Source organism: Microbacterium testaceum StLB037 (assembly GCF_000202635.1).
Lineage (GTDB): Bacteria > Actinomycetota > Actinomycetes > Actinomycetales > Microbacteriaceae > Microbacterium > Microbacterium testaceum_F.
On sequence record NC_015125.1, the window covers coordinates 807,146 to 822,495 of the forward strand.

A 15,350-nucleotide genomic window follows, 5' to 3' on the forward strand; every position below is an offset into this window, starting at 1 on the left:
CATGAGCTCCGCCGACACCCACTGCCCCTACTGCGCATTGCAATGCGCCATGACCGTCAGCCACGCGGGCTCCACGACGGTCACCGGCCGCGACTTCCCCACCAACCGGGGAGGGCTCTGCGCCAAGGGCTGGACGTCGGCGGAGCTCCTGGCCTCCCCCCACAGACTCCGGATGCCACTGATGCGGCGCCCCGACGGGACCCTCGCCGAGACCACGTGGGACGAGGCACTGGATGCCGTGGCCGCGGCGTTCCGCGAGACGAAAGCGACCCACGGGCCCGACGCCAACGCCATCTTCGGCGGCGGCGGACTCACCAACGAGAAGGCCTACCAACTCGGCAAGTTCGCCCGCGTCGCGCTCGGCACCTCGCGCATCGACTACAACGGCCGGTTCTGCATGTCGTCGGCGGCGGCGGCATCCAACCGGGCCTTCGGGATGGACCGGGGCCTCCCCTTCCCCGTCACCGACCTCGACGACGCGCAGACGATTCTGCTGCTCGGCTCGAATGTCGCCGCGACAATGCCGCCGTTCCTCGCGCACCTCGCCGGAGCGCGGGCGAACGGCGGTCTCATCGTCGTCGACCCCCGCCGCTCGGCCACCGCGCGCCTCACCGAAGACGGTGCCGGCACCCACCTGCAACCCGCGCCCGGCACCGACCTGCCGCTGCTGCTCGGCCTCACGCACATCGTCATCGCCGAGGGCCTCGCGGACCGCGCGTATATAGAGGAGCGCACGACCGGCTTCGACGCCCTGCGCCGCTCGGTTGCCGCGTGGTGGCCGGAGCGCACTTCCGCCACCACCGGCATCCCCGTCATGCAGCTGCGAGAGACCGCGCGCCGTCTCGCCGCGGGACGCGCGTACATCCTCACCGGACGCGGCGTCGAGCAGCACGTCGACGGCACCGCCACCGCGACCGCCGCGATCAACCTCGCTCTCGTGCTCGGCCTCGTCGGCCGCGAGGGCTCCGGCTACGGCACCCTCACCGGGCAGGGCAACGGCCAGGGCGGACGCGAGCACGGTCAAAAGGCCGACCAGCTGCCCGGGTACCGCTCCATCCGCGACCCCGAGGCGCGGCGGCACGTCGCCGGGGTGTGGGGCGTCGACCCGGATGAGCTTCCGGATGCCGGCATCCCGGCCACCGCTCTGCTCGGCGAGCTCGGCGGGCCGGTGAAGACGCTGCTGGTCGCGGGCTCGAATGTCGTCGTCTCGGCGCCGGACGTCGAGGCCGTACGGGCCGGGTTGAAAGCCCTCGACACCCTCATCGTCTGCGACTTCTTCCTCAGCGAGACCGCGGAGCTCGCCGACATCGTGCTCCCCGTGCTCCAGTGGGCCGAAGAGGAGGGCACGATGACCTCGCTCGAGGGCCGGGTGATCCGCCGCCACCAAGCGCTGCCCGGACCCGACGGTGCCCGCAGCGAGCTGTGGATCCTGGCCGAGATTGCACGGCGCCTGGGTGCGGCATCCATCTGGTCGACCGACCCGGCCGAGGTGTTCGACGAACTCGCGCGCGCGTCGGAGGGCGGGATCGCCGACTACTCGGGCCTCTCGCACGCCCTGCTCGACACGGGCGTCGAGGCGTACTGGCCGTACCGCTCTTCGGGCACGCCGCGCCCCTTCACTCAGCGCTTCGCTCACGCCGACGGCCGCGCGCGTCTCGTGCCGGTGGATGCCACTCCCCCGACGCCCACCGACCGCGGCGGCGAGCTGACCCTTGTCACCGGCCGGTACCTGCAGCAGTACCAGTCGGGTACGCAGACCCGACGCGTCGCCGAGCTGAACGGCGCCCGCCCCGAGGCGCGGCTCGAGATCCATCCGGCGACGGCGTCGCGTCTCGGCATCCGGGAAGATGAGCTCGTCGCCGTCTCGAACGAGCGGGGCACCGTGCGGGCGCGGGCGACGGTGACGACCGACATCCGCCATGACACCGTCTTCCTGCCGTTCCACTACGCCGGAGATGAGTGCGCCAACCGCCTGACCGAGGCGCTCGTCGACCCGACGTCGGCGATGCCGGAGTTCAAGCGCACGCGGGTGCGGGTGGCTCCGGATGCCGCGGCTCCCGCGACCGAGAGTGCTGAGCATCCGCCGGTCGTCGTGTCCGAGCATCCGGGCGCTGCGCGCGCTCTCGGCGTCGCGACGTCCGAGCACGGGGGCGTCACCCGCACCGAGGAGGGAACCCATGTCTGAGCGAGTGGTGCTGGTGGGCTACGGACCCGTCGGGGCGCGGCTGATCGACGGGCTGCTGCCCGCGGTGCGCGACGGGCGCATCGACCTCACGGTCGTGGGCGCCGAGCCCCACGACGTCTACAACCGCGTCCTGCTCGCCGAGTACGCGGTCGGGCGCACCGATCGCGCGGGCCTCGACATGGACGACCGCCGCGTCGCGGAAGAAGCCGGCGTGCGTTTCCATCTCGCGACGACGGTGGTGGGCATCGACCGTCACCGCCGTGTGGTGCGCCTGCACGATGGCATCCGTCTCGACTACGACCGGCTCGTGCTCGCGACCGGCGCCCGCGCGAACGTCCCGACGCTCGCCGGAATGGAGCGTGCGCGGCGCGACCGCGCGTCCGTCTCGACGGCCCCCGACGAGCTCGACCTCGGCGGGGCGCCGCTCCCCCGCGGAGTCGTCGCGCTGCGCGACCTCGCCGACGCCGAACTCGTGCGCGCGGCCGTCTCAGCCGGTCAGAGGATCGTCGTCCTGGGCGCGGGAGTGCTCGGCATGGAGCTCGCGCTGGCCGCCGCCGAGGCCGGGGCCGAGGTCGTCGTGGCGTACCACTCCGCAGCTCCCATGAACCGCACGCTCGATGAGAACGGCGGCCGCGTGCTGGCTTCCTCCGCCGCCTCCGTCGGAGTGGAGATGGCGCACCACGCGCGCGCCGAGAGCATCCTCCTTCGCTACGACGACCACGGTCACGCGTGGTTCGACGGCCTCGTGTGCGCCGACGGCAAGGTGCTCGCGGGAGACCTGCTCGTGCTGTCGTGCGGGGTCGCGGCGCGCACGGAAGTGGCATCCCTCGCCGGACTCGCGACCTCGACGGGAATCCTCGTCGACGGTTCGTCCCGCTCGTGGACCGACCCCGACGTCTTCGCGATCGGCGACTGCGCACACGTCGCCGACCCGGCGGAGGCCGACGCCCACGGCCGCGTCCCCGGAGGCCCGAGCGGACTCGTCGGGCCGGGTTGGCGACAGGCCGACCGCCTTGCCGCGCTGCTCTCGTCCGGCGTCTCGGGCCCGGCGCCCGTCGAACGCCCCGGTGTCGTCATGCTCAAGGCCGAGGGGATCGACGTGGTGGCCGGCGGCGCGGTCGACGCCGACCCCTTCTCACACGCTCCCGGATGCCACGGCCCCCAGGTCACCCTCTGGGCCGACCCCGCGCGGGGCGCCTACGTGAAGCTCGTCACCGTCGAGGGCGTGCTGACCGGCTTCGTCGCGGTGGGGATGCCGCGCACCGGCGCCGAGCTGACCCTTCTGTTCGAGCGGGGCTCGGAGCTCCCGGCCGACCGCTCGTCGCTGCTCCGACTCGACGCGCCCGACGCCGGCATGGCGGTGGTCGCCGACCCGTTCGCCGCGGATGCCACGGTGTGCTGGTGCAACGGCGTGAGTGCCGGCGCGATCCGCGACGCCGTCGCCGCCGGAGAGCCGACCGTCGCGTGCGTCAAGGCCGCGACCCGCGCGGGCACGGGCTGCGGCGGGTGCGTGGGCCGGATCAGCGAGCTGCTGGCGCGCGAGGCCGTCCCGGCGTAGGGCCGGCGCCTGGCCTCACGTGCGTTCACCGGCGATGCCCGTCGGCCGGCGCGCGAAACTCCTGAGAAACCCCCTCCGCGCGGCGGTCCTGGCGGGACGCCGGGCCCCTGGCATCCGGAATCTCAGGAGTTCCGCCCGCTCGCCGGCGGCGATACCGCCCCGAAACGCACGAGCAGTACGCTTCACGCATGCCACCGATTCAGACCCTCCTGGCGTTCGTCGCCGCGTCGGCCGTCCTCATCGCCATCCCGGGGCCGAGCGTGCTGTTCGTCATCGGTCGGTCCATCGCGCTCGGACGCCGTGCGGGTGTCTTGAGCGTCGTCGGCAACGCCCTCGGGAACATCCCGGCGATCCTCGCGACCGCCTTCGGGATCGGCGCCCTCGTCGCGTCGTCGATCGTGGCGTTCACGGTCCTGAAGATCATCGGTGCCGCGTACCTCGTCTGGCTCGGCATCCAGGCCATCCGTCACCGTCACGACCACGTCGCCGCTCCGTCGCGCGTTCCCACCTCGCGCTGGACGCTGCTGCGTCAAGGCTTCGTCGTGGGCGTCACCAACCCCAAGACGATCGCGTTCTTCGTCGCGGTGCTGCCGCAGTTCGTCGACCCGCACGCCGGCGCGGTATGGCTGCAATTGCTCGTGCTCGGGCTCATCTTCCAGGTGCTCGCCGTGACGTGCGACTCGATCTGGGCCGTCGCCGCCGGCACGGCGCGGACGTGGTTCGCACGCTCCCCGAAGCGCCTGTCCACGCTGTCCGGCACGGGGGGATTCATGATGATCGGGCTCGGCGGGGCGCTCGCGCTCACCGGCGCGAAGAGCTGACCGGGAGCGCCCCCTCGCGCTCGCGAGAAACCTGTGCGTTAGCTGAGTACACCCCCTAGGATGAGGCTCGTCGGCTCCTCGAGCCACCGCCGAGCCACCCGGCCGACGGCGTCGTCGACCAGGAGTCCCCCGCCTTGCGTACGTCCGTCGGTTTCGCCCTTGCCCTCATCCTCGTCGCGGGCGGGGTCGCCCCTGCCGCTCTCGCCGCCACGCCCGCCGCGCCGGAATCCTGCCGCACCATCCCCGTCGACGCGGACGCGCCGCTGCGCGCCGACATCGCGCGCGAGAGGTTCGGGGTCGACGGGACGGGCGTGAAGGTCGGTGTCATCTCCGACTCCTTCGCCCGCACCTCGGCTCCCGGCGCGACCGTCGAGGACGACATCGCGAACGGTCTCCTCCCCGGCCCGGGAAACCCCTGCGGACACGAGACGCCCGTGCACGTGGTGCGCGAGGCCGCCGCGGGCACGGACGAAGGCCGCGCGATGGTCCAGCTCGTGCACGGCATCGCGCCGGGTGCCGAGCTCGCTTTCGCCTCCGTCGACGAAGGGCACGCGGCATCCGTCATCGAAGCGATCGAGATGCTCGTCGCCGACGGAGCCGACGTCATCGTCGACGATGTCGAGCCCAAGAACGAGCCCGTTTTCCAACGCTCGCCCGTCGGCGAGGCGATTGCCCGGGCGAACGCAGCGGGCGTCGCGTACTTCTCGGCCGCCGGCAACTCCACGATGACCGCGACACAGCCCCGCCCGGGCCAGACCGCGTCCCCGATCAATGGATGGGAGACGAGCGCCTACCGGCCGATGGCGTGCCCCGACGAGGTCGTGACCGCCGCGCAGGCGCAGGGCTGGGACACCCCCGTCGACTGTCTCGATGCCGATCCCGGCGAGGGCACGGATGCCACCCTCGGCTACACCGTCCCCGGCAACGGAGGCATCACCGTCGACGTGCAGTGGGGCGAACCGCTGGGCCGCGTCAGCGGCCTCCTGGTCCCGGTCGTGACGGTCGACGGCCAGGCCCTTGCGACGCCGCCGACGCGGATGCTCGATGGCACCCCCGGATTCACCGTGACGCTTCCCGCCTCCGCGACCCCGATGGAGGTCGAGATCGCGGTCGCGCGCATCGTGGTTCCGGATGCCGAGACCTCGCTCCCCCTGCCCCCGATCTCGGTTCTCTTCGGTCAGAACGCCGCCCTGCAGTCGGCCGAATACTGGCGTTCCGCGGGCGACGACATCGTCGGCAGGACGAACACCGGGCACCCCGGCGACCCCGCCACCCTCTCCATCGGCGCCGCACCCGCTGCCGACCCGTTCGACGCGGAGTTCTTCAGCAGCTACGGCCCCGTCGTGTGGGCGTTCGGTCCCGCCACCGCCGACCCTCCGTCGACGATCCTCGCCCCGCGCCCCGTCCTGACCAAGCCGGATGTCCTGTCGGTCGATCGCGCGCGCAACTCGGTGCTGGGAATGAGCACCGACGAGCCCGGTGTGAAGCTCTTCATCGGGACCTCCGCCGCCGCGCCCAACGCCGCAGCGGTCGCCGCACTGGTGCTGTCGAAGGCGCCCGACCTCGGCCAGGAGGGGCTCCGCTCCCTTCTCACGTCGACGGCATATCCCCTGGACGCTCCGAACGACTTCGTGTCCGTGGCGAACTCGGTGGGCGCGGGACTAATCGACGCCGAAGCGGCCCTGGCCGCGCTACCGCCCGCGCCGACCCCCACCCCCAGCCCGACCCCCTCGCCGGAGCCGACGCCGACACCGACCACCCCCGAGCCCACGTTGACCCCCGAGGCCGGCCCCTCGCACCTCGCGAACAGCGGAATGGATGCCTCGGCGACACTGCCGCTCGCCATCGGAGCGATCGTGCTGCTCGTCGTGGGAGGCATCGTGGTCGTCGTCGTGCGGGCGCGGTCGCGCCGTCGCTGAGACCCCGCGCGGTTAGGCTTCGGGTGTGAGTGACGCCGCTGCCCCCTCGAGCCGCACGGCCGTGGTGGCCGCGGCGATCGACCTGTTCGCCGAACGCGGCTACGACCAGACCTCGGTCGAGCAGATCGCGCAGGCCGCGGGGGTCTCGCGCTCGACGTTCTTCCGGCAGTTCGGCGGAAAGGAAGACGTCGTCTTCGCCGACCACGAAGTCCTGCTGGACGAGACGCGCGCGTACCTCGCGCAGCCGCACGACGACCCCTGGGCCGCAGTGTGCGAGGCGTCGGTGCGGGTGTTCCGGCACTTCGCGGCCGACCCCGAGCTCGCGCGCCGTCGCTACGCCATCGTGCGCCAGGTGCCGGGGCTGCGCGACCGCGAGATCATCACGGTGTTCCGCTACGAGCGCCTCTTCGACGAGTACCTGCGCGAAGCGCTCCCCGGACTCGACCCCCTGGATGCCGTCGGCTTCGCCGCCCTGGTCACCGCGGTGCACAACCACGTGCTGCGCCGGCTCATGCGGGGCGCCCGGGTCCCGGCACCCGTTCTCCGTCGCGCTCTTGACGACGTGCTTCGCCGCTACGGCGTGCACCCCGACGGCGACGACCCGGCCGGCGACGATCTCATCGTCGCGGCATTCCCCCGCCGCATGCCCGCCGCCGAGGTGACGCGGCGCCTGCGCGCGTCGCTGCGCGAGTAGGTTGCGCGCCGGCTCTCACGTCTGCGGCCGCGGCCGTGCCCGTGCTCGCGGCCGCGCCCGTGCCCGCGCTCGCTGATGCGGCCATGTCCGCGCCCGCGCCCGCGCCCGCGCCCACATTGAGTGTCCAAGACACCCGGACTTCGCGAAAAATCGTCCGGGTGTTTTGGACACTGAACGGAGGCGGCGCGCCCGCGCGGACGTGCCACCGGCGGACCCGCCCTCGGCCAGGGGCGCGCCACCGGAGGGACCCGCACCCGGCCAAGGGCGTGCCCCCGGCGAAACCCGCACCCGGCAAGGGGCGCGCCACCGGCGGGACCCGCACCCAGGCGGGGCCGCACCCCGCCCAGCGCTGCCCTCAGCCGATGGGCTTGGCCAGGTCCTCGATGACCTCGGCGCCGGGGAGGGATGCCAGCACCTCGCCCGGCAGGAACAGCTTCGCGCCGCGGATCCCCGCGCCGACGACCGCCCGCGGCAACGCGGCGACCCGCGCGTCGAGGAGGAGACGCCAGTCGGACGGGATGCCGAGCGGGGTGATGCCGCCGTACTCCATGCCGGTCTGGGCGACGGCCTCGTCCATCGGGGCGAAGGTCGCCTTGCGGGCGTCGAGCAGCCGCCGCACGACGCCGTTCACGTCGAGCCGCGTCGTCGCGAGCGCGAGGCACGCGGCGGTCGAGGTCGCACCTCCGCGCGTCCCCTGGACGACGATGCAGTTCGCCGAGATGTCGAGGCTCTGCCCGTAGGCCTCGCAGAACGCGGCCGTGTCGGCGAGGGCCGGGTCGACCGCGGCCACCTCGATGCTGGCGGCGGTCGCGGGATCCAGCGCCGCGATCGCCGCGGCGACCGGGGCGGCGAGCAGGTCGGGGTGCTCGGTCGCGGGGAGGAAGGTCAGCGTACTCACGCTCGCGACCCTATCCGCCCGGCGAGGGTCGCGGACCCGCAGCAAGGCGGCACCCCTGAGAACCGTGACACCCAGTCCCAACATGCGCGATACTGGGAACCATGACCATCGATGCCGATGCCCGTACGCTGCCCGGCGAGCGCGTCTCGCACTACGACCTGCTCGGCCGCCGCGACACCGACTATTACGCCGTCTTCGCCGACATCCCCGACGCCGACCGCGCGGTCTGGGATCGCGCGAAGGCCTTCTGCGACGAGGTCGGTACGCGCATGCAGGGCGAGTGGGATGCCGCGACCTACCCCGTCGAGCTGCTTCGGCGCATGGGCGAGCTCGAGCTGTTCACCGACGGCATCGAGCACCCCGAGCTGCCCGAGAGCTCTCCCCTCGCCGCCGGCCTGGTGAACATGGAGGTGTCGCGTCACGACGGCTCTCTCGCCACCGCCCTCGCCGTGCAGGGCGGTCTCGCGCTGCGCACCCTCGCGCTCTTCGGATCCCCCGAGCAGCAGGCGCGCTGGCTGGGGCCCCTCGCCGACGGAACGGTCCTCGGTGCGTTCGCCCTGACCGAGCCCGACCACGGCTCCGACTCCGTCTCGCTCGAGACCACCGCGACGCGCACGGCGGACGGCTGGTCGCTCAGCGGAACCAAGAAGTGGATCGGCAACGGCGCCTCGGGCGGCATCACCTTCGTCTGGGCGCGCGTCGAGAACGAGGGCGGCGACGACCACGGCAACGTCCGCTGCTTCCTCGTCGAGCAGGACACCCCGGGTTACACGGGCACCGTCATCACCGGGAAGGTGTCGCTCCGTGGCATCCATCAGGCCCACATCGCGATGGACGACGTGCGCCTCGCTCCGGATGCCGTCCTCCCGGGCACCCACACCTTCAAGGACGCGTCCACCGTGCTGTTCGCCACGCGGTCCGGCGTCGCGTGGTCGGCGCTGGGGCACGCCACCGCCTGCTACGAGATCGCGCGGACGTATGCCACCGAACGCATGCAGTTCGGAAAGCCGCTCGCGAAGTTCCAGATGGTGCAGGAACGCCTCGCGCAGATGCTCGACGAGCTCACCGCGATGCAGCTCTACTGCCGTCGTCTGGCCGACCTCGAGTCCTCCGGCGGCCTCCGCCCCACCCAGGCCTCCCTCGCGAAGTACCACAACACCCGCGCCGCACGCCGGGTGGCATCCATCGCGCGCGATCTGCTCGGCGGTAACGGCATCCTGCTCGAGAACGGGGTCATGCAGCACATGGCCGACATCGAGGCCATCCACACGTACGAGGGCACCGAGAGCGTGCAGGCGCTGCTGCTCGGCCGGGACATCACCGGGATGAGCGCGTTCGTCTGATCCGGGTCGCCGCGCCCGCCTGCCGCACGCCGAGACCGTACGTGCACGCCGAAGCCGCACGCGAATGCCGGCGACGGCGTTCGGTCTCGGCGATCACATGCGGTTTCGGCACCTGACCGTCGACGCGACCGCGCGGCCCGCGCGAAGCCGACGCCCTAATCCGTGGCCGTGAGCCGCGCAAGCCGCGCTGCCGATGTCGGAGCCTCCCGCTAACGTCGTCGCATGGGCCTCTTCTCTCGTCATCCCGCGCCGCGTGACGCCGTCAACTCCGTCGCTCAGGCGGTCGAGACCCCGCCGCGGAGTCTCTGGGCCGACGGCTTCGGACGCCTCGCGGTCCGCGCGGTGCAGATCATCGTCGTGGTGCTGCTCCTCGCCGGGCTCATCTGGGGCATCCAACAGGTGACGCTGGTCATCATCCCGCTGGTGCTCGCCCTCATCTTCGCGTCGGCATTCGGCCCGGTCACGATGTGGCTGCGCCGCAAGGGCGTGCCCGCGGTGATCGCCACGCTCCTGACCCTGCTCGCCGTCGTCGTCGTGCTCGCCGGCCTCGGCTGGCTGGTCGTCAACTCGGTGATCAACCGCTGGGACTACCTCAGCTCGCAGGCCGTCCAGGGCTTCCAGAAGGCCCAGGACTGGTACCACACGCTGCCGTTCGCCGTGCCGCAAGAGCAGGTGAACGAAGCGATCGAGGGCATCAAGACCTTCGTCACGAGCGCCCAGTTCGGCACGGCCGCCGCGACCAGTGTCGGAGCGATCGCGTCGTTCGTCACGGGCTTCGTGCTGATGGTCGTCATCCTCTTCTTCTTCCTCAAAGACGGCCCGCGCATGTGGGAGTTCGTCCTGCGCCCCTTCCACGGGAGCCACTACGACCGCGCTCGCCGCATCGGCGACAAGACGGTGACCGTCCTCGGGTCGTACATGCGCGGCACCGCGTCGGTCGCCGCGGTCGACGCGATCGGGATCTACATCGGTCTGCTGATCCTGCAGGTGCCGCTCGCCCTGCCCCTCGCGGTCCTCGTCTTCCTCCTCGCGTTCATCCCGATCGTCGGAGCCGTGACCGCCGGCATCCTCGCGGCGCTCGTGGCACTCGTCACCAACGGACCGATCGTCGCGTTGATCGTCGTCGGTGTCGTCGTGCTCGTGAACCAGCTCGAGGGCAACTTCCTCCAACCGGTCCTCATGGGCCGCACGATGAAGCTGCACTCCTTCGTCGTGCTGGTCGTCCTCGCCGGCGGCACCGCGATCGGCGGCATCCTGGGCACACTGCTCGCGGTACCGCTCACCGCCGTGGTCTGGGGCATCATCACCGTCTGGAACGGCCCGGAGGAGCCGGCCGAGTGGGCGCGCCGCAAGAAGCGTCGCAACCCCGTTCCCCTGGCCGGTGGCGAGAGCTCGGACTGAGCCATGCCGTACGAGATCCCGGCGCCGATGCTGGCGAAGGCGGTTCCCGCGGTTCCCGACCACGCCAAGGTCGAGGGCGGGTTCAGCTACGAGCCCAAGTGGGACGGCTTCCGGGCGCTCGTGTCGTGGGACGGGACCGATGTCGAGATCGGTAGTCGCGGCGCCAAGCCCCTCACCCGCTACTTCCCCGAGCTCGTCGCGGCGTTCGCCGAGATCCTGCCGGAGCCGTGTCTCATCGACGGCGAGGTGGTCGTCGCGCGGGGCGAGCCCGGCGCGCAGCGCCTCGACTGGGAGGCACTGTCGCAGCGCATCCACCCCGCCGCCTCGCGCGTGACGATGCTCTCCGAAGAGACCCCGGCCATGTTCATCGCGTTCGATCTCCTCGCCCGCGGAGACCGCGACCTGCAAGCGGAGCCGTTCTCGGAGCGCCGGGCGCAGCTCGAAGACCTGCTCGGTCGCGTGCCTCATCCCGTCCACGTCACGCGCACCACCGACGATCCCGACCTCGCGCGCCGGTGGCTCGCCGAGTTCGAGGGCGCGGGACTCGACGGCGTCGTCGCGAAACCGCTCGCCCAGCCCTACGCACCGAACAAGCGCACGATGTTCAAGATCAAGCACGCCCGCACGGCCGACGTCGTCGCGCTCGGGTACCGCATCCACAAGTCGGGTCAGGGCGTCGGCTCGCTGCTCGTCGGGCTGTACGACGACGAGGGCCGTCTCCACGGCGTCGGTGGCGTGTCGGCCTGGACCGACAAGCGGCGCCTCGAGCTGATCGACGAGCTCGCCCCGCTGGTGGAGAGGGATGCCGAGGGCGAAGCGGTCGTCGGAGAGACCGATCGCTCGCGGTTCTCGGCATCCAAGGATGTGTCGTTCGTCCGGTTGCGTCCGGAACGCGTCCTCGAGGTGCGGTACGACCAGCTCGAGGGCATGCGGTTCCGTCACACGGTGCAGTTCGAACGCTGGCGCCCCGATCGCGACGCGCGCTCGTGCACCTTCACGCAGCTCGAGACGGTGAGCGCGTACGACCTGGGCGGCGTGCTGGACTGAGCCACGCAATCGCGGGCGCGGGGCCGGCGCGCGTGCCGGGGCGCGGGGCGCGTGGCGCCCGAACGGCGCGCCCCGGAAGCAGCCCGTCACCCCACCCCGCCGAGAACAGGGAACGCCACGAGGACAGGCCGATCTCGCCGAAAACGGCCTGTCCTCGCGCGTTCCCCTGCTCTCATGACACGCTGCGTCGCGAGACAGCCGCGCTCACTCCGTCGGCGCCTTCGCGCGCGAGGGCTGCACGCGGGGCGGCTCGCCGGGCATCTTCGGGAACTCGGGCGGGAACGGCAGCTCCCCCAGACCGTCGTCGAGGTCGCGCTGCCACCACTCCAGCAGGGTGTCGATTCGGCCGGGATTCGCGGCGAAGTCCGCCCACGGATCGCCAATGGATGCCAAGCGCTCGGGGATCGACCGCACCGTGAACGCGCTCGGGTCGAGGTCGTCCAGTTCGTCCCACCCGATCGGCGTCGACACCGTCGCGGTCGGCAGCGCGCGCGGCGAGTACGCGCCGGCCATCGTGCGGTCGCGGTTCGCCTGATTGAAGTCGACGAAGATGCGCTGACCCCGCTCCTCCTTCCACCAGTTCGTGGTCACGGCATCCGGCATCCGTCGTTCCAGCTCACGCGCCGCGGCGATCACCGCGTGCCGCACGTCGAGGAACTCGTGCGTCGGCTCGATCGGGCAGAACACGTGCAGGCCGCGGTTGCCGCTCGTCTTGATCCAGGCCTCGAGGCCGGCCTCGCGCAGCACCGCGCGCAACTCGTGCGCCGCCGCGACCGCCTCGACGATGCCCGTGCCCGGCTGTGGGTCGAGGTCGATGCGGAGTTCGACGGGGTGATCGGGGTCGCTCGCGAGCGAGGCCCACGGGTGGAACACGATCGTGTTCATCTGCGCAGCCCACACGGCGGACCCGATCTCGCTGAGGATGAGCTGCGGATGCCGCCGCCCGCTGTTGTACGTGACCGTCACCGCCTCGACGAAGTCGGGCGCGCCCTTCGGCGGGTTCTTCGAGAAGAAGCTCTCGCCGCCGATACCGTCCGGGAAGCGTTCGAGCGACACGGGACGGTGTCCGTTCGCCGCGAGGAACGGCTCGGCGACGGCGAGGAAGTACTCCGCCAGCTCGCGCTTGGTGATGCCGAGCTCGGGCCACAGCACCCGATCGGGGCTCGAGAGTCCGATCTCGCGGTCTCCGTGGGGGCCGGGCGCGGTGAGCGTGATGCGAGGGGATGCCATGCCCCGACGGTAGTGCGCCGGTCACTGCCGTGTCTGCCCCGTTGCGTCGTCGGCGGGGTCTGCTCCGGTTCGGGGCGCGGGGCACAGGACGGCCCGCCGCCGGCTGTCCACCCCGGCTCCGCGGCATCCTGACGCCCGTACGCTCGAGGCATGACCTCCCCCGCCGCCCGCACCGCCCTCGAGATCGCCGACTGGCGTCGCCGCGTGTTCGCCCTCTACGAGGCGGTGCGCGAGGCCGACGACCCCGAAGACGCCCACGAGCTCTGGCGCATCGAGCGCGACGCGCTGTTCGCCGGGCATCCCGCGACGCCGTTGCTCCCCGAGCAGCGCGCGGGGTTCGAGGGGCTGCCGCTCGCGCCCTACGACGCGGCATGGCGGTTCGAAGCGACGCTGCTCGACGCCGAGGAGGCCTCCTTCGTCGCCATGACCGGAACCGACGGCGAAGTGGGCTTCGAGCGCATCGGTCGGGTCGAGCTGCCCGACACCGGGTCGCTCGACGTGTGGCGGCTCACCTCGTACGGCGGGGGTCTGTTCATTCCGGTTCGGGATGCCGCAGCCGGGCGCCCGGGCGGAACGTACGGCGGTGGCCGCTACCTCATCGACACCATCAAGGGCGCCGACCTGGGTCGGGGAGCCACCCCCGAGACCCTCGTGATCGACTTCAACTTCGCGTATAACCCGTCGTGCGCGTACGACCCGGCGTGGGCGTGCCCGCTGGCCCCGGCAGGCAACGTGCTCCCGGTGGCCGTGCCGGTCGGCGAGCTGTACGGCGTCTGACGGCGCGGTCGCGCGGGTCCGCGGCATCCGCGCGCTGCTCCGCGACATCCGGGCCCGGCTCCGCGGCATCCGCGCGCGACTCCGGCGCATCCGGGCGCGCGTCAGCGGCATCCGAGCGCGGGTCCGCGGCATCCGGGCTCAAGTCCGTGTCATCCGGACGCGCGGCAGCGGCATCCGGGCCAGAGTCCGCGGCATCCGCGCGCCGCTCCGCGGCATCCGCGACGGGCGAAACTCCTGAGAAATCGGCGGTCCACCGGCCCTACGGCGCTTGCCAGAGGGCCGTGCCGCGAAAACTCAGGAGTTTCGCCCGCTCACGTCGACGCAGCGGCCCGGCGCGATCCGGGAACGGGAGCGGAAGCCTTACTCCGCGAGCGCCAGAACCGGCGCGAGCTCCGTGCGGGACAGGCGGATCCACGGCCCCGCGGGGTCGACCAGAAGACCCGTGAGCTCCTCGTCGCTCGCGAGGGCCTTGGCGAGCTGCTCCACCTTCAGCGGCACCGGCTGGTCTCCGCGGCCCAGGGCGAGCAGCTCGAGCGGGTGCGAGAACACCTCGAGGAAGCGCTCGCCCGTCGCGGAGCGCGACTCGGCCACGCCGACCGGGCCGCCCTCTTCGGTCTGGTTCACGGCGATCCAGAGCGGCGCGCCGTCGATGATCGCGGAGACGATCGTGGATGCCGTCTCCTCGGTGCGCTTCTCGCTGAGCGCCGTCTTCACGCGAAGCTCCTCGTCGGCTTCCGACACCATCCGCTCCAGCAGCGCCGCGGGAAGAACCGCGCGGGCGTCGTCGGACGCGGGGTCGAGGACGACTCCGGCGTACGGCCCGCCGAGGACATGACGCAGGAGCGCCATGACCGGCTGCCCCATCGCCGAGGTGTCGCGGTCGCCGTCGGCCTCGACGCTCTTGGTGAGGGCCTGACCGCTGCTGTAGGCGAGGACGAGCTGCTCTTCTCCGCGCGTGGCGATCGCGAGAGGGAGGTCCTTGCCCTCGGCGAGCAGCGCGCGGGCGTCCCCCTTGACGCGGAGGAAGACATGCCCCTGCAGCAGCTGACGGGCGACGTTCAGCAGCTGCGGAGTCTCGGGCTGGCCGGTGATCTCGGTGAGCGCCATCGCGAGCAGCGCGTTGTCGCGGAGCCCCGGGACCGACTCGAAGCCCTCGGGGGCCTCCATCGGCCCGGGCTGACGCGCCGACGGGCGCGCGGCGACCGGCGGCGCCGAGGGAGCCTCGGGAGCGGCGCCCACCCCGCGGAACGACGAGGTCGAGATGTTGACGCTGGGGGTCGGCGCGGCGGCGGCAGCGGTGCCGGCGTCCGCGGAGTCGGTGGCGTCGCTCGGACCGGCCGAGTCGACCGGCTGCTCGCCTGGTTCGATCGTGGTGTCGGCGCGGTCATCGGACTTGTTCCGGCGCGAGAAGAGAGCCATTGGGCCAGCCTAGCCGCGTGACTTCTCCCCGCGTCCCCGCCGGGTGAACTCGGAGGTG

At 72.2% G+C, this 15,350-nt stretch carries 12 protein-coding genes; 9 read left to right on the forward strand and 3 right to left on the reverse strand.

Features of this window, described 5'->3' with window-relative positions:
- Position 1 precedes the first annotated feature (1 nt).
- The 5 genes from MTES_RS03695 to MTES_RS03715 all read left to right on the forward strand — a co-directional run bounded on the left by MTES_RS03695 (position 2) and on the right by MTES_RS03715 (position 7,177).
- On the forward strand, positions 2-2,185 hold the full coding sequence (locus tag MTES_RS03695) for a molybdopterin oxidoreductase family protein (protein ID WP_013583850.1): 2,184 nt from the start codon (positions 2-4) through the stop codon (positions 2,183-2,185).
- On the forward strand, positions 2,178-3,743 hold the full coding sequence (locus tag MTES_RS03700; RefSeq protein ID WP_013583851.1) for an FAD-dependent oxidoreductase: 1,566 nt from the start codon (positions 2,178-2,180) through the stop codon (positions 3,741-3,743). The genes MTES_RS03695 and MTES_RS03700 overlap by 8 nt, the downstream gene beginning before the upstream one ends.
- Before the next feature lie 188 nt (positions 3,744-3,931).
- Entirely contained in the window at positions 3,932-4,564 is a 633-nt protein-coding gene (locus MTES_RS03705) for a LysE family translocator (protein ID WP_013583852.1), read from the forward strand.
- 134 nt (positions 4,565-4,698) lie between these two features.
- Positions 4,699-6,483, forward strand: coding sequence for a S8 family serine peptidase (locus tag MTES_RS03710; RefSeq protein ID WP_013583853.1), 1,785 nt, complete (start codon positions 4,699-4,701; stop codon positions 6,481-6,483).
- A 25-nt stretch (positions 6,484-6,508) separates the two neighbouring features.
- Positions 6,509-7,177 (forward strand): TetR/AcrR family transcriptional regulator, encoded by a 669-nt coding sequence (locus MTES_RS03715; protein WP_013583854.1) that lies wholly within the window; start codon positions 6,509-6,511, stop codon positions 7,175-7,177.
- A gap of 355 nt (positions 7,178-7,532) precedes the next feature.
- Here the strand turns inward: MTES_RS03715 and MTES_RS03720 are convergent, their stop codons facing one another.
- Entirely contained in the window at positions 7,533-8,075 is a 543-nt protein-coding gene (locus MTES_RS03720) for a YbaK/EbsC family protein (RefSeq protein WP_013583855.1), read from the reverse strand.
- A gap of 101 nt (positions 8,076-8,176) precedes the next feature.
- Here MTES_RS03720 and MTES_RS03725 point away from each other — a divergent pair, with 101 nt between their 5' ends.
- From MTES_RS03725 to MTES_RS03735, 3 genes are all read left to right on the forward strand, one after another.
- Entirely contained in the window at positions 8,177-9,418 is a 1,242-nt protein-coding gene (locus tag MTES_RS03725; RefSeq protein ID WP_013583856.1) for an acyl-CoA dehydrogenase family protein, read from the forward strand.
- Positions 9,419-9,640: 222 nt separating this feature from the next.
- Complete coding sequence (locus MTES_RS03730; protein ID WP_013583857.1) at positions 9,641-10,819, forward strand: AI-2E family transporter; 1,179 nt, start codon at positions 9,641-9,643, stop codon at positions 10,817-10,819.
- A 3-nt stretch (positions 10,820-10,822) separates the two neighbouring features.
- A complete protein-coding gene (locus tag MTES_RS03735; protein ID WP_013583858.1) occupies positions 10,823-11,866 on the forward strand; it encodes an ATP-dependent DNA ligase in 1,044 nt (347 codons plus the stop codon).
- A 204-nt stretch (positions 11,867-12,070) separates the two neighbouring features.
- Here the strand turns inward: MTES_RS03735 and ligD are convergent, their stop codons facing one another.
- Positions 12,071-13,096: a non-homologous end-joining DNA ligase gene (gene ligD, locus MTES_RS03740; RefSeq protein WP_013583859.1), complete on the reverse strand. Its 1,026-nt coding sequence runs from the start codon at positions 13,094-13,096 to the stop codon at positions 12,071-12,073.
- Between the two features lie 150 nt (positions 13,097-13,246).
- Here ligD and MTES_RS03745 point away from each other — a divergent pair, with 150 nt between their 5' ends.
- Complete coding sequence (locus tag MTES_RS03745) at positions 13,247-13,873, forward strand: DUF1684 domain-containing protein (protein ID WP_013583860.1); 627 nt, start codon at positions 13,247-13,249, stop codon at positions 13,871-13,873.
- A gap of 360 nt (positions 13,874-14,233) precedes the next feature.
- Here MTES_RS03745 and MTES_RS03750 read toward each other — a convergent pair whose 3' ends face one another.
- The gene (locus MTES_RS03750; RefSeq protein WP_013583861.1) at positions 14,234-15,292 is read right to left on the reverse strand and encodes an SseB family protein; all 1,059 of its coding nucleotides are present in this window, start codon (positions 15,290-15,292) and stop codon (positions 14,234-14,236) included.
- Positions 15,293-15,350 lie beyond the last annotated feature (58 nt).